This is a genomic window from Xanthomonas sp. 10-10 (genome assembly GCF_040182365.1).
Taxonomy (GTDB): domain Bacteria; phylum Pseudomonadota; class Gammaproteobacteria; order Xanthomonadales; family Xanthomonadaceae; genus Xanthomonas; species Xanthomonas arboricola_F.
Genome location: NZ_CP144460.1, coordinates 4943480 through 4963888, shown reverse-complemented (window position 1 = coordinate 4963888; position 20409 = coordinate 4943480). Strand labels below are relative to the sequence as shown.

Sequence of the window (20409 nt, the reverse complement as noted above, 5' to 3'; positions counted from 1 at the left end):
GCACGGCAGTTGTCTGGGGCGCGTTTGCGCCTGGCGTGCCGCCGGTCGTCGCGTGCCGCATCACCAGTCCCACATCGCGCCGTCTTCCAGCCGCGCCACCGGCAATTGTTTGGGCACGTACGGATACTTCGCCGCCAGCGCTTCGTCGATCTCCACACCATGCCCGGGCGTCTCGCCGCAATGCAGGCGGCCATCGCGGAAGACGTAGTCGTGCGGAAACACCGCATTGGCCTCGTCGGAGTGGAACATGTATTCCTGGATGCCGAAGTTGGGCACCCAGGTGTCGAAGTGCAATGCCGCGCCCATGCACACCGGCGACAGATCGGTGGCGCCGTGGAAGCCGGTGCGCACCTGGTGCAGGGCGGCAAAATCCGCCAATCGCCGCACGTGGGTGATGCCGCCGGCGTGGACAATCGTGGTGCGGATGTAGTCGATCAGTTGCTGCTCGATCAGGTGCTTGCAGTCCCAGATCGAATTGAACACCTCGCCTACCGCCAGCGGCGTCACCGTGTGCTGGCGAATGATCTCGAAGGCGCGCTGGTTTTCCGCGGGCGTGGCGTCTTCCAGCCAGAACAGCCGGTAGGGCTCCAGATCGCGGCCCAGGCGCGCGGCTTCGATCGGGGTGAGCCGGTGGTGCGCGTCGTGCAGCAGTTCGATCTCGTCGCCGTGGTCCTTGCGCAGTTGCTCGAACAGCTTGGGCACCACGCCGAGATAGCGCGGCGTGGACCAGACTGTTTCGGTCGGCAGTTCGCTTTCGGCCGGCTCGTACGGCTTTCCGCCACTGGAAATGCCATAGGTCTTCTTGATGCCGGGCACGCCGCATTGCGCGCGGATTGCGATGAAACCCATCTCGCGGAAGCGGCCCACTTCATCGCTGGTTTCGGCGATGTCGCGGCCGTTGGCATGGCCGTACACCAGCGCGCCCTCGCGCGAGCGCCCGCCGAGCAGCTGGTACAAGGGCAGCCCGGCCATCTTGCCCAGGATGTCCCACAGCGCTACGTCCACTGCGGCAATGGCGCTCATCGTCACCGGGCCACGGCGCCAGTACGCGCCGCGATAGAAGAACTGCCAGATGTCTTCGATACGCCCGGCATCGCGGCCGATCAGGTTCGGCACCAGGTGCTCCTGCAGATACGCCGCCACCGCCAGTTCGCGGCCATTGAGCGTGGCATCGCCCAGCCCGGTGATGCCCGAGCGGGTGCGGATCTTCAGGGTGACGAAGTTGCGGCCAGGGCAGCTGACGATGACGCGCGCCTCGACGATCTCGCGATCGCGGGCCGAGCCTTGCAGCGGAGCAGGGAAGTCGGGGGTCTGTGACATCGTGGTCTCGCTCATGGGGAAGAGGCGGCAGTGACGGGGAGTTCGAACGGGCCGGCCGGCAGGCCGCTGCGGTCGTACAGCGTGCACACCGGGCTGTCGGCCCAGCAGTAGCGCACGCGGGTGGCGGCGATGCCCGAAGGAAGGCGCAGGCTGACATCGCGGCCCTGCAGCGTGGCGCTGGTGTAGCGGCAACTGTCGGCTGCCGCAGCGCAGACTTCAAAGCCGATCGGTGCGTCGTTGCCATAGCTCAGCAAAGCCGCATCCACGTCGTCGAAGGCGACGCGGATGGCATCGCCCTCGCGACGCGCGCTACGCGGCACCGGGCCGGAGGGCGCAATCGCCTCGCCATGCACCACATGCCGCGCCGCGCGTGCCAGGCGTCGCCCAAGTTCCTGCTTGTTGGCCGGATGGATGTCGTAGCGGTCGCCGATGTCGATGGCCACCGCCAGGCCGGCATGCGCGTCGTCGGCAACGAAGCGGCGCTGCGCCTCGCGTAGCTGCGCCCACCCGCTTTCCACCGGTTGCGTGGGTGGCGCGCCGTAGTTGGCCAGCTGCACCACCAGCAGCGGGAGCTGCGCACCAAAGCGTGCGCGCCAGTCGCGCTGCCACGCCTGCAGCAGCGCCGGGTAATGCACCGCATCGCCCGCATTGGATTCGCCCTGGTACCACAGCACGCCGCGCAGCCCGAGCTGGCCGAGCGGGGCGATCATGCCGTTGTACAAAGTGGTCAGCCCGGCCGCCGACGACCATGGCGCGCGCGGCGGTGTGCCCAGGCGCGGCGAGACGATCTGGTACTGCCAGGGCGCATCCAGCGGCACGCGGCTGCCATCGGCCAACTGCAGCGCACGCGACGATGCATCGCCCAGCAATCCACCGCGGCGATAGGTATTGAGCACGTTGAGCACGATGCTGTTGCGCCCGGCATGCAGGTGGCCGCGTGGCAGCGTGTAGCGACGCGGCTGATCGGCGCCATAACTGCTGCCCACGCCGCGTCCATTGACCCAGGTCTGGTCCAGTTCGTCCACCGGCCCCAGCAACAGGCTGGCCCCCTGCGCGGCTTGCGCGGCGGTCAGCTCCACGCTGGTGCGGTACCAGACCATGCCATTGAAGCCGACCAGCTGCGGCACGCCCCAGTCGTCCCATGCGCCCAGCGCCGCAGGTGCGGGTTGCCACGCTCCCGGCGCATCCGGCAGCCATGGCGTGCCGTCGCCATGCGCACGCCACCAGGTTTCCCACAGCGTGCCCCAGCGTGGCGCAGCATCGGTCGGGCTGGTGGCATAACGCGCCAGCACGTCCAGCGCCGGACCATCGTCGCCTGCCGCACGCAATGCCTTGTCGCCGATCCAGGCCTGCAGCTGCGAGCCGCCCCACGAAGCGTTGATCAAACCCATCGGCACATCGACGGTCTTCTGCAATTCGCGTGCGAAGTAGTAACACGCTGCAGAAAACTCCTTCACCGTGTCCGGCGTAGTGAGCTGCCACGTCGCCTGCCCACCGAAGCGTGTCTGCGGCGTGGGGCTGGACTGCGCCGGCACCTTGAACATGCGGATGGTGGGATGGTCGGCATCGGCAATCTCGCTGCGCGCATCCAGCGTGCGATGCACCTGCAATTCCATGTTCGACTGGCCCGAACACAGCCACACATCGCCGATCAATACATCGCTCACCTGCTGCGTGGTGCCATCGGGCGTGCTGGCCTGCAAGCGGTACGGGCCGCCGGCCGCGTGTGCAGGCAGGCGTACCTGCCAATGCCCGTCACGGTCTGCGCGCGCCTGCACCTGCTGCGTATGGAGCTGCACGGTGACGCGCGTGCCCGGCGCCGCATCGCCCCAGACCTTGATCGGTGCATCGCGCTGCAGCACCACATGGTCCTGGAAGAGTGCGTGCAGCAAGGGCGCATCGGCGGCCTGCGCAGCATTGGATACCACTGTCGCGGACAGCAGCACCGCCAGGGTTGTCGTCACGCGTGCGCTCATTTCGGATTTCCTGGTGCATAAGGAAACTTCAAGGCCTGGTAGTACGCCAGCGGATGCGCGGGCGGTGCCACGCCGGCCGGCAGGCCGCGCCCGGACACGCTTTGAAAATAGGCGATGCTGGCATCGCGCCACCACTGCGCTTCATCCTGCTGGATGGCCAAAAACTCGCTCACCTGCTGGTAGCGTGGCGCATCGATCTTGCCCGCCAGGCCCTGCCAGGTTGCGCGCATCGCACGCACCTCGTCCACGCCATGGTCGTAGTGCCAGACCAGCTCTTCCCAGAGTGGCCGTCCGGAGGCCATGCGTCGGTCCCACGGCACATGGTGGAACCACAGCAGATACTGCTCGGGCACGCGCTGCACATCGCCGAATACCCGCGCCACCGGTGCTGCGTATTGCGCCACCGCATTGCTGCCGCTGGCACTGCGATCGAAGCCAATGCCATTGCGATCGGCACGGTGGTAGTACACCGGGTCCCAGTCCGGCCGTTCGCTGCCGGCATCCCACGGCGCCGGCCCGTAGTGATGGCCGCGTCCCATCAGGTGATGCAGCCCGAGCGGGGTCATGTAATCCACGACCGCCTCGCGCGAGCGCAGCATCATGCCGACCACCGGCGTCACCACGGCGTCGTCGTTGGACAAGGTCATGCGCACCCACTCCTGCGCGATGGCCTCCGGCGACAGCGCCGGATTCCACGCCAGCCGCCCGTAGGCGTACCAATTGGCCTGATCGAAGAGCGAGCCGCTCCAGTTGCGATCGGCGCCGAGATTGGCCACTCCGGCAATGCCGGTGAGCCGGGCATGCTTGCCGGAGTTGAACAGCGTGCCGTCCACCGTCTTTGCCACGCTCCAGCCCTTGCCGCGCGCGTAGGTATCGGCCTGCAGGGTCTCGGCGAACAGGGTGCCCAGATACGCCAGATGCGTGGAAAAGCCCAGATATTCCTTGGTGATCTGAAACTCCGGCATCAACGGCGTCTTGCGCATCGCCCCGAACAGCGGATGGAACGGCTCGCGCGGCTGGAAGTCGATCGCACCATTCTTGACCTGCACGATCACGTTGTCGCGAAATGCGCCATCGAGCGGAACAAACTCGCTGTACGCCTGTTTGGCGCGGTCGTCCGGCTGCTCGTGCGAATACACGAAGGCACGCCACATCACCACGCCTCCATGCGGTGCCAGCGCGTCGGCCAGCAGGTTTGCGCCATCGGCATGGGAGCGCCCGTAATCCTGCGGGCCGGGCTGGCCTTCGGAGTTGGCCTTGACCAGGAACCCGCCAAAATCCGGAATGCGCGCATAGATTTCTTCGGCCTTGGCGCGCCACCAGCGTTGTACCTGTGGATCCAGCGGGTCGGCGGTGCGCAGGCCGCCAATCTCGATCGGTGCACTGAAGCGCGCGCTGAGAAACACGCGGATGCCGTACGGGCGAAACACCGCGGCCAGCGCCGCGGCCTTGTCCAGATATTCCGGCGTCAGGCTCCAGGCCTTGGCGTTGACGTTGTTGAGCACGGTTCCGTTGATACCTAGCGAGGCGTTGGCGCGTGCATAGTCGGTGTAGCGCGGGTCCAGATAGCCGGGCAGCGTCTGCCAGTTCCACAGCGATGCACCGGCATAGCCGCGCTCCACCACGCCATCCAGGTTGTCCCAATGGTTGAGCATGCGCAGCTGCAATCGCGGCGATTCGCGCACGTTGAGTGCGGTGATCGGCTGGCCGGTCTGCAGCAGGCGCAGGAAATGAAATGCGCCATACAACGCACCGACATCGCTGCCGCCCACGATGGCCGTGGCGCGATGCCCATCCACGCGCACCGTCTGGATCAGATATCCCTCACGACCAAGATCGCCTGTTTTGAGCTGCAATGCGGCAATCTGCGGTGCGTTGGCGGCGCCCAGCACGATCGCGCCATCGGCGGTCACCGTGGCAGCGCTCTGCAGGGCATGACCGAGCAGGCCCTGCACCCCGCGCGTCAGCTCATCGCGCGCCGCATGCAGGGTGGGCGAGTCGCCGGCAATCACCAAGCTCCGCGCGCCTGCCTGCAGTTGCGCGGGGTCGCCCACCATGTGGTAGCGCAACCATAGCTCGTAGCCATCTTCTGCCCGCACCGTTGCGACCGGCAGCAGTGCGCCACCCAACACCACCAGCCACATCAGTGCCAACGCACGCACGCTTGTGCGATTGCGTCCCATCGGCCATGCGCTCATGCCGTACGCTCCGCTGCGGCAATGGCATCTGTGCGCATCTCCCCGCTCTGTCTGCTTCCCGGTACCATGGCTTGCATGCTCATGCCCGCACCTGCTGCAGGTCTACCGGCAGCAGCACGCGCGCTTGCGCCAACTTTCGCTCGCATTTGAAGAGGCCATGCTTGGAGAAGGTCAGGAAATCGGTCCGCCGCACCAGCCGCGCGACCACCATCGACGAGGTGGCGGCGCTGGCCAAGGTGTCGCCGATGACGGTCTCGCGTGTGGTCAACAACAACGGCAGCGTGCGCGACGCCACCCGTGAGCGCGTGATGCGCGCAGTCGACAAACTCGGTTACACCCCCAATCTGGCCGCAAGCGCCCTGGCCGCTGCGCAGAGTACGCGCATTGCGCTGATCTACAGCGACCCCAGCGGTGCATATCTGCGCGAACTGTTGCTGGGCGTGCTGCGGGTTGCCTCGCGTACGTCGATCCAGCTGGTGATCGATTGCTGGGACGATCTTGACGCCGATGCCGAACGCCGTGCCGCGCGCAAACTCGCCAAGGGTGTGGCCGGGGTGATCCTGCCGCCGCCGTTGTGCGAATCCCGTGCTGCGGTGCTGGAACTTGTACGTGCCAAGGTGCCGGTGGTGGCGATCGCCTCCAACCATTTCAGTCCCGACGTGGCCTGCGTGCGCATCGACGAATTCGCTGCTGCCAAGGAAATCACCGAGCACCTGATCGCGCAGGGGCATACCCGTATCGGCTACATTGCCGGGCACCCCAATCTGTCGGCCAGCACGCGGCGTTTCGAAGGATTTCAGGCCGCCTTGTCCGACGCCGGCCTGCGCCTGGACAGGCATCTGGTACAACCGGGCGACTACACCTACCGCTCGGGTCTGCTTGCGGCCGAAAAACTGCTTGCACGCAAGCGTCGCCCCAGCGCGATCTTCGCCAGCAACGACGACATGGCCGCCGCGGCCATTTCGGTGGCGCACCGGCGTGGGCTGGATGTGCCGCGCGATCTGTCGGTCGTGGGTTTCGACGACACCTCGGCAGCCACTGCCGTCTGGCCCGAACTCACCACCGTGCAGCAGCCCATCGCCGCCATGGCAGATGCCGCGCTGGACATCTTGTTGAAGACGATTCGCGCCAAGGAGCGCACGTCGAAGATGGTCGATCATGTGGTCGCGCACCTGCTGGTCAAGCGGGATTCGGTAGCCGCACCGATCGCAATCGATCCGGCCGAATAAGAGCGGCTGGCGCACCGCGATGTTGCTGCGGGGTGGGCGCTAGCTGCGTGTTCCTGTCGCACGCATGCCGTGCGGTTGTCGGCGCAGCGATCCCCTGATCGTCACGCCATGTTGTCAGCCATCTCGATACCTGATGCGGTCGCGTGCAGCGCCGTGGCAATGCACGCGGTTGTCATGCGCGCGCGGCGTTACACGACGCGCGTGCGATGACAGGCATCAACGCGTCAGATACTGGTTGATCAGGTTCTCATACGCTTCCTGGCGCCCGCTGAGTTGCTTGGGTTCGTTACCGGCCGCGTACTTGGCCACATCCACCAGCGTGCTGGTGCCGTTGGCGAAATCCGCGCCCGCACCGCTGTCGAAGCTGGCGTAACGCTCGGCGCGCCACTGCTCCAGCGGCGACGACGTCAGCAACGCGTTGGCCACTTCCAGGCCGCGTGCGAACGCGTCCATGCCGCCGATGTGGGCCAGGAACAGATCCTGCGGGTCGGACGACTCGCGGCGCACCTTGGCATCGAAGTTCAAGCCGCCCGGTGCCAGCCCGCCCTGCCTCAGCACCACCAGCATCGCGCCGACGGTGTCGTACAGGTCGGTCGGGAACTGGTCGGTGTCCCAGCCGTTCTGCGGGTTGCCGCGGTTGGCGTCGATGCTGCCCAGCAGGCCGGCATCGGCTGCCACCTGCAGGTCGTGCTCGAAGCTGTGGCCCGAGAGCGTGGCGTGGTTGGCTTCGATGTTGAGCTTGAAGTCCTGGTCCAGGCCGTGCTGGCGCAGGAAGCCGATCACCGTGGCGCTGTCGAAGTCGTACTGGTGCTTCATCGGCTCCATCGGCTTGGGTTCGATCAGGAAATTACCCTTGAAGCCGATGGCGCGGCCGTAGTCGCGTGCCAGGGTCAAGAAGCGCGCCATGTTGTCCTGTTCGCGCTTCATCTGGGTGTTGTGCAGGCAGGCGTAGCCTTCGCGGCCGCCCCAGAACACGTAGTTCTCGCCGCCCAATTCCACGGTGGCATCGATCGCGGCCTTGACCTGCACGGCCGCACGCGCCACCACGTTGAAGTCCGGGTTGGTGGATGCGCCGTTCATGTAGCGCGGGTGCGAGAACAGGTTGGCGGTGCCCCACAGCAGCTTGATGCCGGTGTCGGCCTGGCGCTGCTTGGCGATGCCGACCATGTGCTTCAGATTCTTTTCGTACTCGCCGATGTCGTCGGCATCCGGCGACAGGTCCACGTCGTGGAAGCAGTAGTACGGCACACCGAGCTTGGTGAAGAATTCGAATGCGGCATCGGCCTTGGCTTCGGCGCGCCCCAGTGCGCTGTTGCCCACATCCCACGGATAGGCGCGCGTGCCCGGGCCGAACGGATCGGCGCCGTTGCCGCAGAAGCTGTGCCAGTAGGCCACGGCAAAGCGCAGGTGCTCGGCCATGGTCTTGTCGCCGACCTGCTTGTTGGCGTCGTAGACCTTGAACGCGAGCGGGTTGTCGGAGTCGCGGCCTTCGAAGCCGATCTTGCCGATGCCGGGGAAGTATTCCTTCGCGCCGATGTAAACGGTGTTGCTCATGGGGTGGACTCCTGCAGAAAGGGAATGTCGTGGGGGAGAGGGATGGCGTCGACACACTGCGGCGCTGGCACGCGCAACAATCGGTGCTGCCGCGTCGCTGCAGCGCATCTGTGCATGCGTGTATTGCTACGCAATGCACCGAATGTTAGCGCTACCAAAAAGCCGACTGAAAAAAGCCGCGCCATACAGCGAAGCCGAAGGTGTCATGCCGATCCCAGCTGAAACGGTCCTGCGGACTTTACCCAGCCCGCCGCCGAAAGGCTTGCTGCGCTGCGAGATGCGAGATGCGAGCTGTTGCGTAGCGGCAGGTGTGGTGATGGCTGGCGGTTGGTGGGTCGGGGCGTACGTCCCTCACCCGCCCTTCGGGCACCCTCTCAGGCGAGGGGACCATCAGGCGAGGGGACCATCAGGAGAGGAAACTGCCGGGAAAGGGCTGGGCGGGAAGCGCTCACCCGTAGACGAGGTCTTGCTCCCTTCCCCCGTTCACGGGGGAAGGTGCCCGAAGGGCGGATGGGGGCAGCCACCTCTGGCCTCACGACCAAATCCCAATCCCAATCCCCCCGGCCGCTACAATGGCCGGCTTATGACCGCTGTCCTGCCGCTGCCGCAACCCCTGGCCGACCCCGCGCCGCGCGACCCGCGCCAGCGGCTGCAGCGTGAGCAGCTGCGCCTGGGCAAGCGCCTGCAACGCCAGGTGGGCCAGGCGATTGCCGACTTCGGCATGATCGCGGCCGGCGACAAGATCATGGTGTGCCTGTCCGGCGGCAAGGACAGCTACACCTTGCTGGACATGCTGCTGCACCTGCAGCGCAAGGCGCCGGTGCCGTTCACCCTGGTGGCGGTCAATCTGGACCAGAAGCAGCCCGACTTTCCCGCCCACGTCCTGCCCACCTATCTGCGCGGCCTGGACGTGCCATTCGCCATCGTCGAGCAGGACACCTATTCGGTGGTCAGCCGGGTGATTCCGGCCGGCAAGACCATGTGTTCGTTGTGCTCGCGGCTGCGGCGCGGCGCGCTGTATGCCTATGCGCAGGCGCATGGGGTCACCAAGATCGCGCTCGGCCACCATCGCGACGACATCGTGGCCACGTTCTTCATGAACCTGTTCCACCACGCCCGGCTCGCGGCAATGGCGCCCAAGCTGCGCAGCGACGACGGTGCGCATGTGGTGATCCGCCCGTTGGCCTATGTGCGCGAAGCCGACATCGCCGCCTATGCGCAGGCGCGCCAGTTCCCGATCATTCCGTGCAACCTGTGCGGCAGCCAGGAAAACCTGCAGCGCCAGCAGGTCGGCCGGATGCTGCAGCAGTGGGACCGCGAGCAACCCGGGCGGGTCGAGCAGATCGCCCGCGCGCTGGGCGATGTGCGGCCCGAGCAACTGGCCGATCCTGCGTTGTTCGATTTCCTGTCGCTGGGCCGCAGCGGCGAGGCCGCACCGTCCGATCCCGACTCCAGCGCCTGGCTCGCCGCCGGCGACGACACCACACACGACAGCGACTGACGCGGCCCTCGCGGCGGCGCAGTCTTCCCACCCTCCACGTTTCCTCCTCCTCTTCGGTCTGACGCATGTTCTTTCGTAATCTCACCCTGTTCCGTTTCCCGACCACGCTGGATTTCTCCGAAATCGACACGCTGTTGCCGCAGGTGCAGCTCAAGCCGGTCGGCCCGCTGGAAATGAGCTCGCGCGGTTTCATCTCCCCGTTCGGCCGCGACGAGCAGGAAGTGCTCTCGCACCGTCTGGAAGATTTCCTCTGGCTCACCGTCGGTGGCGAGGACAAGATCCTGCCCGGGGCGGTGGTCAACGACCTGCTCGAGCGCAAGGTCGCCGAGATCGAAGAGAAGGAAGGCCGCCGGCCCGGCGGCAAGGCGCGCAAGCGCCTGAAGGACGACCTGATCCATGAGCTGCTGCCGCGCGCCTTCGTCAAGAGCTCGCGAACCGATGCCATCCTGGACCTGCAGCACGGCTACATCGCGGTCAACAGCTCCAGCCGCAAGAGCGGCGAGAACGTGATGAGCGAGATCCGCGGCGCGCTCGGCAGCTTCCCGGCGCTGCCGCTCAATGCAGAAGTCGCCCCGCGCGCCATCCTCACCGGCTGGATCGCCGGCGAACCCCTGCCCGAAGGCCTGAGCCTGGGCGAAGAATGCGAGATGAAGGACCCGATCGAAGGCGGCGCGGTGGTCAAGTGCCAGCATCAGGAACTGCGCGGAGACGAGATCGACAAGCACCTGGAAGCCGGCAAGCAGGTGACCAAGCTGGCGCTGGTGCTGGACGACAATCTGTCGTTCGTGCTCGGCGACGATCTGGTGATCCGCAAGCTCAAGTTCCTCGATGGCGCCCTGGACCAGCTCGAACACAGCGAAGACGACGGCGCACGCGCCGAACTCGACGCGCGCTTCGCACTGATGAGCGCTGAAATCCGGCGCCTGTTCCTGCTGCTGGAAACCGCCTTGAAGCTGAGCAAGGCTGAATAACCAGGACTTCGAACGGTGGCGTCGTCGAGGTGCGTTGCGCGGCCTGAATCATCCGAGGTCTAAATCAAAAAGCTCTGTGAGTCGAGGGCGCGGTGTCCTCACCACTTGCGGGACACGCCGTGAACCCGTCCCTGGGGGCTCGGTGGCGGCATCCATGCCGCCACACGGTCCCGCAACCGGCAAGGACACCGCACCAGACAGTCGGTCGGCTGCTTTCTTGAAAGCGTGGCGCTCGGCTTGCGGTGGGCAGACGCGACGTTTGCAGATTGCGCGTCAAAACGCTTGTCTGCTGCTCGGTCTGCAGTGAGAAGAGTGGTGGGAAGCCGGTCGGGGCACAGTGGGTCAACCATCGCACCTCATCTTCTGCTTGCAACCATGCACACCGACCATCTCGACTGGTCCTTGCCCGCTCACCGTCGCGGGACCTTACGCGGCATGGATGCCGCGTAAGAGCCTGCAGGGACGTACTTGCGGCGTGTCCTGCGATGGTGGGCGGGCAAGGACCTTGCAGCCAAGTCGCCGATCCGCCGCTCTGCAGCTGTTCCATTCGCGCTATCCAGTACGACGCCCTAAGCACAGAGACTCGGCCGTGCTGGGCGGGCAAGGGCCCTGCAGCCAGGCCGCAGATCTAGCGACGTCGGCTGCGCCCACCTGGCGGTGGGCAGCGTCGTTTGCCAGCCGCTCAAAGAGGTCGCGCCAACATCGAATGCATCAACCGCTTCGTCTCACCACCTGACACATCGCAGCGCTATCCTGTGCCCATGTTCAAGCCCGTCCGCCGCCTGATTGCGCCGCCCTCGCAGGTTGTCGAACGCGACTGCCTGCGCGTGCAGCTGGAAGGGCGCCAGATCGAGGTGCTGCGCGTGCGCGACCCGCGCGCGCGGCGTATCAAACTCAGCGTCGACGAACGCGGCGCGCGGCTCACCTTGCCGCTGCGGGCCAGCCTGATCTCCGGCGAACGGTTCGTGCATGCGCACCTGGACTGGCTGAGCACGCAGCTGTCGCGGTACCAGCAGGTCGATGCATTTCCTGCACTGGAGCGCGGTGTGCCCGGGCTGCTGCCGTTGCGTGGCGTCCTGCTGCCGCTGCACTGGCACGAGGGCCGTTACACGCGCATCGACGTCGACGACGCGGGCGCGCATTTCCACGTGCCGTCCAGGCTGGGCGACGCCGGCCTGCGCCGCACGCTGAAGGAGTTCTACGAAGCGCAGGCACGCGCAGACGTCGGCCGCTGGTTACCCACGTATCTGCCCGGCTTGCCGCGCCCGCCCACGCGTTTGCGGCTCAAGGTGATGTCCTCTCAATGGGGTTCGCTGGCCCCAGACGGCTCGATGGCGCTGGACCTGGCGCTGGTGCTCGGGCGTCCGTCCGCGTTCGAATACGTGCTGGTGCACGAGCTCTGCCATCTGCTGCAGGCCAATCACTCGCCCGCCTTCTGGGCCGAAGTGGAACAGCGCTTCCCTGCCTGGCGCGACGAGCGCAGCTACTTCCACGAACACGGTCGCCAGCTCAAGGCGCAGTTGCGGCGGTTGTTGCAGGCCGAGTGAGGCCGGCGTCGCTGCGCAAAACCACCGCTGCCGCAGCCCTGCAATCATCCGGATGCGTATTGAATCCGGCAATGGCTCAGCACGACGGTCGCCTCATGCAAATCGCGCGAAAGGGCATCACGTGGTTAGCGCCACGCGTACGACGCGGCCCTGGCAAGTTGCCGGCAGGCCTGCGGTGACAGCCAGGCGAAGTGCGTTGTCAGGGCGCTGTTCGCAGCCGCCGCACCTGCATCCAGCGTAAGTCCCGACGTCCACTGATCGACGTGACACGCCACCGACCACACCTGCTGCAACAACAGGCGATCATCCGCATCCAAGTCCGCGGTCGCGTGCACCGTGTCGAAAAACGTCCACGGCGCATTCCACATCGCGAAGGATTCAATCGCAGCGACCACCCGCGCGTGATCTGCCATCGCGCTAGCTGATCTGCCCACCAGACATGCCTGCATCACGCATGTGGCAGCGTCTCCCAAAACCCATCGATCACCGCCGCCACCACCTGCGGCGCTTCCATATGCACATGGTGGGTGCCCGGCAGCAGGTGCAGGCGCGCGTCCGGCACCATGGCCACGCGGTGGTCGCGCAGGGGGGCGGAAAAATACGGCTGCCCCGGCGTGGCGAAGATGGCCTGGGTGGGGCATGCGATGGCCGCCAGCAGCGCGTCGATCTGCGCTTCGGTCATGCGGATGGCGGTGGGCAGGGTCAGGCGCGGGTCGGTGCACCAGCTGTAGCCGCCTTCGACCACGCGCAGGCCGCGCTCCACCAGCAGGCGTGCCGCCGGCTCGGTCAGTTGATTGGCCATCATGCGGGCGCGCACCGGCGCTTCCATCGAGGTGAACACACGCAGCGGCCGCTGCGCCAGGGTACGGGTCGAGCGCACGGAATCGCGCAACCGCTCGGCGGTGCCCTCCACCGGTTCGGCCAACGCCCCCAGCGCTTCGATCACCACCAACGCGGCGATACGCTCCGGTGCGGCGGCGGCCATCAGGCTGGCGACGCCGCCGCCAAGCGAGTGGCCCAGCAGGGTGAAGCGGTCCCAGCCCAATGCATCGGCGACCTGCAACAGATTGTGGATCGCGCTGCTCAGCGTGTACTCGGCGCCCATCGGCAGCCACGCGCTGTGGCCGTGACCGGGCAGGTCGAGCAGTACCAGATCCAGATCGGGTGCATGCAGATGCGCACTGAGCGGGACAAAGCTGGCTGCGTTATCGAGCCAGCCATGCAATGCCAGCACCCGGCGCGGCCCGCGTTGGGCGCTGCGCAAGCCGGTGACACGCCCGATGGCCAGCTCGCACGCAAACGGCTCCAACCTCACGCGCGGCGCGCCAGTGCGGCCAGCGCCTGCGCATGCGGTGGGGCGGCGTTGAGGCAGGGGATGTAACTGAGCGTGGCGCCGCGCTCGGCCAGCGTTTCGGCAAAGCCCAGGGCCACTTCTTCCAGCGTTTCAAGACAATCGGTGGCAAAGCCGGGGCACACCAGATCGAAGCTGCGTACGCCGCCTTCGGCCAACGCCCACAGCGTCGGCTCGGCATACGGCTGCAGCCAGCGCTCGGCACCGAAGCGCGACTGGTAGCCCATCTGCCAGTCGTCCGCGCCCAGGCCCAGCGCAGCGACGATCGCCTGCGCGCTGCGCTCGCATTGCTGCGGGTACGGATCGCCGGCGTTGGCCACGCGTTGCGGCAGGCCGTGGAAGGAGAACATCAGCTTCTCGCTGCGCCCGTGCGCCTGCCAGTGCGCACGGATGGAATCGGCGATCGCCGCCACCCAGCCGGCGTCCTCGCAATAGTCCTGGATCACGCTGACCTCGACCTCCGGTGCGCTGGGCCGCCAGGCATCCACCACGTCCTGGATCGAGGCGGTGGTGGTGGTCGAATACTGCGGATACAGCGGCAACACCACGATGCGCTTGATGCCGCGTGCGCGCAGCCCATCGAGCGTCTTGCGCAGGGCCGGTTCGCCGTAACGCATGGCCCATTCCACCTGCCAGTCGGGCATGACGTCCTTCAGGCCCTCGGCCAGGCGGCGCGTGTACACCGCCAGCGGCGAGCCGTCCGGCAGCCAGACCTTGGCGTATTTTTCCGCCGACTTGGGCCCGCGGATCGGCAGGATCACCCCATACAGCAGCGGCTTCCAGAACAGCGGCGGGATCGCCACCACGCGGCGGTCGCTGAGGAACTCGGCCAGGTAGCGGCGCACGGCCGGGGCGGTGGGCGATTCGGGAGTGCCGAGATTGACGACCAGCAGGGCGGTATCGGGGGTGGTGTTCATGCCGGCCATTCTGGCAGAGCCGGGCAGCACTGCCGAGGACAGCGTATCGATCGTTCCGATCTGCGGCGTCTTGCCGCCGGCTGCGCTCACCACCGATTCATTGCGCCAGCACTAACGTCGCGGCATTGCTATCTTTGACGGATCGTCCCTTGGAGCTTGTCATGCCTCGTCTGTCGCGTCTGGCCCTGTTGTTGTCGCTGACCTTCGCCGCCGGCCACGCCGTTGCCGGCCCGGAAGAGGATCAGCGCGCGCGTAACGCGGTGCGGGTGCTCAACGAGATCATGAAGATTCCCGAGCAGTCCATTCCGGACAAACTGCTCGACGAGGCACGCGCCATCGTGGTCATCCCCGACACGCTCAAGGCCGGGCTGGTGATCGGCGGCCGCCGCGGCCACGGCCTGATGTCGATGAAGAATGCCGACGGCAGCTGGTCGCAGCCGGTGTTCGTCAAGCTCACCGGCGGCAGCATCGGCTTCCAGGCCGGCGTGCAGTCTTCCGACGTGGTGCTGGTGTTCCGCAACGACCGCAGCCTGGACAACATCGTCAACGGCAAGTTCACCCTCGGCGCCGATGCCGGCGTGGCCGCCGGCCCGGTCGGTCGCAATGCCGCCGCCGCCACCGACGGCCAGCTCAAGGCCGAAATCTGGTCGTGGTCGCGCGCCCGCGGCCTGTTCGCCGGCGTGGCGCTGGATGGCGCGGTGCTGCAGATCGACGATGCCGCCGACCTCAACGCCTACGGCGGCGGCGCCACCCCGCGCATGATCTTCGAAGGCCGTACCAACGAGCGCCCGTCCACCGACGTGATCGCCTTCCGCGACCGTCTGGAAGAAGTCACCTACACCGCGCGTGCCAATCGCACCAGCGATGGCGACAGTGACGAGACTGCCCCCCCCGGGCCGGCGCGCGCGCCAGGCGCGGCCCCTGCAGCGCAATCGGCCCCGCCGCCGCCGGCCAACGAGGCCAGCACGGTGCCGATGCAGCCCAGCACCACGCCGCCCCCGCAGCAGGGGTTCCAGCCGGTGTCCGATGGCGAAATCCGCACCGAATCACTAGACGGCAACCGCTGACCGGCTGTCATCCCCCTGCGCGGTGCGCTGGGGTATCCTGCGTCTTCCTTCTTTTCAGCAAGCGAGCGGATCATGGGCGGTTTCAGCATTTGGCACTGGCTGATCGTGCTGGTGATCGTGCTGCTGGTGTTCGGTACCAAGCGGCTCACCAGTGGTGCCAAGGATCTCGGCAGCGCGGTCAAGGAATTCAAGAAAGGCATGCACGACGACGACAAGCCGGCCGGCAAGCTCGGCGACGACTCCCGGACTGCCGAGCAGGCGCGTGAGGCGCAGGCCGACCGCGACCGCGACGCGCGCTGATCCGGAGCAGCGTCGGTGTTTGACATAGGTGTTGGCGAACTGACGCTGATTGCGATCGTCGCCCTGGTGGTGCTCGGTCCCGAGCGTTTGCCCAAGGCGGCCCGGTTTGCCGGATTGTGGGTGCGCCGTGCGCGCATGCAGTGGGATTCGGTCAAGCAGGAGCTCGAGCGCGAGCTGGAAGCCGAAGAACTCAAGCGCAGCCTGCAGGACGTGCAGGCCTCGCTGCGCGAAGCCGAAGGGCAGCTGCGCAACACCCAGCAGCAGGTCGAAGAAGGTGCGCGCGGCGTGCATGACCAGGCGCGCGGCCTGCACGACGAGATCGGCCGCGATATCGACATCCGCACCAGCGCCACGCCGGTGGCCGCACCGCTGGAGTTGCCTGCCGATGCGCCAGTGGTGCTGGAGCCGGGCAGCGTGCAGCCGCTCGCGCAGGTGCCGGGGCCATCTCCGGTCATTGCCCAGGCACAGCCGATTGCGCCCGCACCGCGGCAGACGCTGGTGCCGGCACCGCACGGCGGCCTGACCTCCACACCGGTGAATGCGCAGGGCAGCACCGTGCCCACGCCCGCAGATGGCAGCAGCACCCAGGAGAAGGCGCCTTGAGCCTGTTCGACGACGCACAGGCCGAGAGCAGCCTGATCGAACACCTGGTCGAATTGCGCGCGCGCCTGGTGCGTGCGTTGATCGGCCTGGGCGTGGTGTTGCTGGCGCTGCTGCCGTTTTCGCGTGCGATCTATTCCTGGCTGGCCGCGCCGCTGATCTCGCAGCTCCCGCTGGGGCAGACGATGATCGCGATGAACCCGGCCGGCGCGTTCTTCGCCCCGCTCAAGCTCACCTTCTTCGTGGCGGTCTTCGTCAGCGTGCCATGGCTGCTGTATCAGGCCTGGGCGTTCGTGGCGCCAGGCCTGTACCAGCGTGAGAAGAAGCTGGCATTTCCGTTGCTGGCCTCGGCGGTGGCGCTGTTCTACATCGGCTGCGCGTTCGCGTATTTTCTGGTGTTGCCGGCGGTGTTCCACTTCCTCACCACGTTCAAGCCGGACGTGATCGCCATTACCCCGGACGCCAATTCCTATCTGGATTTCGTGCTGGCGATCTTCTTCGCCTTCGGTGCCAGTTTCGAATTACCGGTCGCGCTGGTGATCCTGGTGCTGCTGGGCTGGGTCAGCCCCAAACAGCTGAGCGAGGGCCGCGGCTACGCCATCGTCGGTATCTTCATCCTGGCCGCCGTGCTCACCCCGCCGGACGTGGTCTCGCAGCTGATGCTGGCCATCCCGATGTGCCTGCTCTATGAGCTGGGCATTATCGCTTCGCGCGCTGTGGGGCCGAAAGAGTAGCGTCATGGGAGAAAGCTTGCAGCTTGGCTCGATCATCGCCACACGAAAGCTTACGTTTACTCACGCGGATGCCTCTGTGGAGGCGGTGACTTTGATGATCGGCGTACCCGTCTCCGACGGTGCTGATGATTGGATCTGTCCTTACCTTGTCAAAGCCGAGTCGTTTCAAAAGTTCTTTCGGATGACTGGTGTTGATTCAATGCAGGCGCTGATTCACACCGTTAGCGTTCTCCAAGACGAATTGAGTGCCCTGGCCCGCAAGCATGTAGGCACATTCCAGTACCTGGATGGGGAAGACCTGATGCTGGCAAATCCGCTTCGACGGTCAGACTGATTTAGGCGCCAATTCTTATGGAAAAGTATTGATAAAACCGGCAGGAAAGCCTTTCTCTTGAAGTTGCTGGACGCTCGTCAGCGTCCGACGATGTCACTGAAGCATTTCATTTGGGTAAGCCGTTGGGCACTCGTGCAATGGTTGCTCGTGCTTGCCTTGCTCGTGGTGGTAATTGCCCCTGTATTTGGTCGGGACCATTCACAGATTATCGTCTGCCTGGGAGTTGGTCTGTTGCTAGGGTTTTTGCTGAATTCTCGACAGGGCTCCAAGAACTGGCCCTGGCTTTGGAGCGTCATCGACTGGGCCAAAGTGGAGCGTGAAATAGCCCAGAGCACATATGACGAGTCCTAGGCGATCTTATTCGAGGTTAGCCATCTGTACTGGCCCGTGAGCCAGTCCTGTGTATGGAGCCTCCATGCTTGACCCAATTGCATTGGCGCGCCAGCGCAGCTAGGCCGGCGCATGATTCTCTGCGCAGCTTCAAGCAAGCTTAGCCAAGGGATCAAGCCGCAAACACATCCGGGCGCGAGGGTGGGGTGGGCTGGGCGGTGGCGCCTTCGTGGGTGAACATCTGTTTCCACGCGGCGTAGACCGAGCCGGCGAACACCGGCATCAGCACCGCCATCAGCAGCAGCTGCGCCAGCCACATCGCCACCGTTTGCCCTGCCACCAGGCCGACGATCAGCGCCACGATCATCACCGCGAAATAGATCGCGAAGATGGCGATGAAGGCCAGCACGAAGAACACCAGCATCGCCGGCAGGTTGTGCAGGCTGGCACGCAGGCTTTCGCGCAGTGCGTGGCTGCCGGTGCTGCGGTCGAACATCACCTGCGGCGGCATCACGAACAGCGCCAATGTCATTGCCGCAAACGTGGCGATGGTCAGCAGCAGCCACAACAGGATGCGCCCGGCCGGCAGGCTGGCCGCAAGCTGCTCGATCTGCACCGGGTCCGGCTGCGCGCCGGATTGGCTGATCTGGTTGATCTTGAGCATCACCTCGGACAACTGCTGCAGCCCGCTGGCGCCAATCATCGCCAGCAGCAGCACGCCCAGCAGCAGGCCGGCAATCAGTTGCGGCAGCAGCGACACCAGCAAATGCGGCGCACGGCCGTCCTGCAGGCCGTGCAGCAGGTGCGATGGCTTGGCGATGCGGCCCTGGTCGACTTCGCGGATTGCCCACAGCATGCCGCCCATGAACAACGGGCCGGCCAGCACCAGCAGGAACTGCAGCGCCGGGCCCAGCAGCGGCACCAGCACCGACAGCGACACCACCAGCGAGGCGGCCACGCTCCAGATCACCCCCAGCGAGCCAAGCGCCAGCGGCGCCCGCTTCAGCAGCGAGAAACCGGTCAACAGCCATTCTGCGCCAGCGGATGCCGGCACCTTGCGAATTTCGCTCATTCCCATTCCGGATCGATACGCGCGCCGGACCATCCGGCGTGACGCGATTATCGCTGCTTTTACGTGTGCGCGGCGGGATGAGCGTTCACTGTTTGCAGGCCGCGTGCGTGATGCACGAACCGGCGCAGCAGCTTGCGGGCGACCGGGGCTGCGGTGACCTCGCGGGCGACCGTGCGCGCGCAGTGACCGTGGCGGGCAATGCACTCGGCGCGCGCGCGGACATAGCCGCGCATATGGTGGGTGGCGAACTCCGGGTGGAACTGTACGCCCCAGGTGGCCCGGCCCCAACGGAAGGCGTGGCAACGGTCCTGACGCGAATGCGCCAGCACGATGGCGCCGTCCGGCGCGCGCACCACCGTCTGCAGGTGGGTGGCATGGGCCGGGAACTGCGCCGGAAGGCCTGCAAACAACGGGTCCTGCCCGGCCGGCGGGTGCAGCTCCAGCGCGATGGTGCCGGACTCGCGCCCGGCCGGGTTGTAGTCGACCTCGCCGCCCAGCGCGTGGGCCAGCAACTGATGGCCGTAGCAGATGCCCAGCAACGGCTTGCCGTCATGGGCGGCGTCGCGCAGCCACTGCGCGCTGCGCTCGCTCCAGTCGGCGCGGTCGGTGACGAATGCGGCCGAGCCGCTGATGATGATGCCGGCAAAGCGGCCGCGGTCTGGCAGGTCGTCGCCATTGGCGACATCGATCACCACGGTCTCGCGCTCGGCCAGCCCGGCTGCCACACGGATCCAGTGCGGAAAGCGGCCGTATCGCTTCATCTCCGGCACGGGGTGGCCGGTTTCGATGATCAGGAACGGCAAAACGGACATGCGCGAGAACCCGGACACGACAGATGCCCCCGATTGTAGGCGGCAGTGGCGCGTTTTTTTCAAGTCCGGACCCAATACGAAGGCTGTGCGTGATTGCCGATTGCCATGTGCTGATGCCCTCGCGGCCGGGTAGATGGAATGGCGACGACGGTGGCTGGCGGCCGTCGCACATCACCGATATCGGCAGGCGGGCGCTTGACTGGACGGCAGTAGCGCCCTCAACCCTGCAGCTGGAGCATGCCTGGGGATGCTTGAACGGGAGAGCGACGGGGTGCTGCAACGCGCAGTCCTGGGGTTTGCAGGGCTGCGTGGTCCGGCCGTACCGATGCCGGCAGTCGGCGCGCGACCGGTCTGCCGCAGCACGCTCGCGCTTGCAGTTGTCGGAGCATGCCTTGGGGCGCTCGAACGTGAGACGGACAAAGTGCTGCTATACGCGGCCCCAAGGGAGCTGCGCGTTCTTCAACGGCTTGGGTGGGGCTGTACCGCTGGCGGCAGACGGGCGCACGGGACCGCCGCCGGGTTCTCGCCGATACCGTCAGGGCATGCCCCAAGGCGCTTGAGCGGGAGGGCGACGGAGCGCTGTTACGTCTGGTCGC

At 66.2% G+C, this 20409-nt stretch carries 20 protein-coding genes; 10 read left to right on the top strand and 10 right to left on the bottom strand.

Annotation, left to right across the window (positions count from 1 at the left end):
- Window positions 1-60 precede the first annotated feature (60 nt).
- The 4 genes from manD to VZ068_RS20935 form a co-directional block, all read right to left on the bottom strand.
- Window positions 61-1320 (bottom strand): D-mannonate dehydratase ManD, encoded by a 1260-nt coding sequence (manD, locus tag VZ068_RS20950; protein WP_349656387.1) that lies wholly within the window; start codon window positions 1318-1320, stop codon window positions 61-63.
- 11 nt (window positions 1321-1331) lie between these two features.
- Window positions 1332-3296, bottom strand: coding sequence for a sialate O-acetylesterase (locus VZ068_RS20945; RefSeq protein WP_349656386.1), 1965 nt, complete (start codon window positions 3294-3296; stop codon window positions 1332-1334).
- Complete coding sequence (locus VZ068_RS20940; RefSeq protein ID WP_349657774.1) at window positions 3293-5479, bottom strand: alpha-glucuronidase family glycosyl hydrolase; 2187 nt, start codon at window positions 5477-5479, stop codon at window positions 3293-3295. The genes VZ068_RS20945 and VZ068_RS20940 overlap by 4 nt, the downstream gene beginning before the upstream one ends.
- 94 nt (window positions 5480-5573) lie before the next feature.
- Window positions 5574-5729, bottom strand: coding sequence for a hypothetical protein (locus VZ068_RS20935; RefSeq protein WP_259159922.1), 156 nt, complete (start codon window positions 5727-5729; stop codon window positions 5574-5576).
- On the opposite strand from VZ068_RS20935, the gene VZ068_RS20930 reads away from it, so the two are divergent.
- Window positions 5656-6723: a LacI family DNA-binding transcriptional regulator gene (locus tag VZ068_RS20930; RefSeq protein WP_259159920.1), complete on the top strand. Its 1068-nt coding sequence runs from the start codon at window positions 5656-5658 to the stop codon at window positions 6721-6723. The two genes, VZ068_RS20935 and VZ068_RS20930, sit on opposite strands and share 74 nt — an antisense overlap.
- A 216-nt stretch (window positions 6724-6939) precedes the next feature.
- Here VZ068_RS20930 and xylA read toward each other — a convergent pair whose 3' ends face one another.
- Window positions 6940-8277 (bottom strand): xylose isomerase, encoded by a 1338-nt coding sequence (gene xylA / locus VZ068_RS20925; protein ID WP_349656385.1) that lies wholly within the window; start codon window positions 8275-8277, stop codon window positions 6940-6942.
- Between the two features lie 583 nt (window positions 8278-8860).
- Here xylA and ttcA point away from each other — a divergent pair.
- The 3 genes from ttcA (at window position 8861) to VZ068_RS20910 (ending at window position 12296) form a co-directional block, all read left to right on the top strand.
- Window positions 8861-9778 carry a tRNA 2-thiocytidine(32) synthetase TtcA gene (gene ttcA / locus VZ068_RS20920; RefSeq protein WP_349656384.1) on the top strand — a complete coding sequence of 306 codons (918 nt, stop codon included), beginning with the start codon at window positions 8861-8863 and terminating at the stop codon, window positions 9776-9778.
- 65 nt (window positions 9779-9843) lie between these two features.
- Entirely contained in the window at window positions 9844-10749 is a 906-nt protein-coding gene (locus VZ068_RS20915; RefSeq protein WP_007974628.1) for a recombination-associated protein RdgC, read from the top strand.
- Between the two features lie 761 nt (window positions 10750-11510).
- Entirely contained in the window at window positions 11511-12296 is a 786-nt protein-coding gene (locus VZ068_RS20910; protein WP_259158233.1) for a SprT family zinc-dependent metalloprotease, read from the top strand.
- A 125-nt stretch (window positions 12297-12421) separates the two neighbouring features.
- Here the strand turns inward: VZ068_RS20910 and VZ068_RS20905 are convergent, their stop codons facing one another.
- The 3 genes from VZ068_RS20905 to hemH are packed head-to-tail and all read right to left on the bottom strand — an operon-like array spanning window position 12422 to window position 14573.
- Window positions 12422-12709 (bottom strand): hypothetical protein, encoded by a 288-nt coding sequence (locus tag VZ068_RS20905; protein WP_349656383.1) that lies wholly within the window; start codon window positions 12707-12709, stop codon window positions 12422-12424.
- A 35-nt stretch (window positions 12710-12744) separates the two neighbouring features.
- Window positions 12745-13611, bottom strand: coding sequence for an alpha/beta hydrolase (locus VZ068_RS20900; protein ID WP_349656382.1), 867 nt, complete (start codon window positions 13609-13611; stop codon window positions 12745-12747).
- Entirely contained in the window at window positions 13608-14573 is a 966-nt protein-coding gene (hemH, locus tag VZ068_RS20895; RefSeq protein WP_349657773.1) for a ferrochelatase, read from the bottom strand. Before hemH ends, VZ068_RS20900 begins: the two co-directional genes overlap by 4 nt.
- A gap of 152 nt (window positions 14574-14725) precedes the next feature.
- Here hemH and VZ068_RS20890 point away from each other — a divergent pair, with 152 nt between their 5' ends.
- The 6 genes from VZ068_RS20890 to VZ068_RS20865 all read left to right on the top strand — a co-directional run bounded on the left by VZ068_RS20890 (window position 14726) and on the right by VZ068_RS20865 (window position 17950).
- Complete coding sequence (locus VZ068_RS20890) at window positions 14726-15631, top strand: YSC84-related protein (RefSeq protein WP_259167279.1); 906 nt, start codon at window positions 14726-14728, stop codon at window positions 15629-15631.
- A gap of 72 nt (window positions 15632-15703) precedes the next feature.
- Entirely contained in the window at window positions 15704-15931 is a 228-nt protein-coding gene (tatA, locus tag VZ068_RS20885) for a Sec-independent protein translocase subunit TatA (RefSeq protein ID WP_014505182.1), read from the top strand.
- Between the two features lie 15 nt (window positions 15932-15946).
- Window positions 15947-16534 (top strand): Sec-independent protein translocase protein TatB, encoded by a 588-nt coding sequence (tatB, locus tag VZ068_RS20880; RefSeq protein ID WP_349656381.1) that lies wholly within the window; start codon window positions 15947-15949, stop codon window positions 16532-16534.
- Window positions 16531-17265 (top strand): twin-arginine translocase subunit TatC, encoded by a 735-nt coding sequence (gene tatC, locus VZ068_RS20875; RefSeq protein WP_349656380.1) that lies wholly within the window; start codon window positions 16531-16533, stop codon window positions 17263-17265. Before tatB ends, tatC begins: the two co-directional genes overlap by 4 nt.
- Before the next feature lie 4 nt (window positions 17266-17269).
- On the top strand, window positions 17270-17599 hold the full coding sequence (locus tag VZ068_RS20870; RefSeq protein WP_349656379.1) for a hypothetical protein: 330 nt from the start codon (window positions 17270-17272) through the stop codon (window positions 17597-17599).
- 57 nt (window positions 17600-17656) lie between these two features.
- Window positions 17657-17950 carry a hypothetical protein gene (locus VZ068_RS20865; protein WP_349656378.1) on the top strand — a complete coding sequence of 98 codons (294 nt, stop codon included), beginning with the start codon at window positions 17657-17659 and terminating at the stop codon, window positions 17948-17950.
- A gap of 151 nt (window positions 17951-18101) precedes the next feature.
- Here VZ068_RS20865 and VZ068_RS20860 read toward each other — a convergent pair whose 3' ends face one another.
- Window positions 18102-19001 (bottom strand): BPSS1780 family membrane protein, encoded by a 900-nt coding sequence (locus tag VZ068_RS20860; protein ID WP_259157951.1) that lies wholly within the window; start codon window positions 18999-19001, stop codon window positions 18102-18104.
- A 59-nt stretch (window positions 19002-19060) separates the two neighbouring features.
- Window positions 19061-19813 carry a glutamine amidotransferase gene (locus VZ068_RS20855; protein ID WP_259157944.1) on the bottom strand — a complete coding sequence of 251 codons (753 nt, stop codon included), beginning with the start codon at window positions 19811-19813 and terminating at the stop codon, window positions 19061-19063.
- Window positions 19814-20409: the final 596 nt, after the last annotated feature.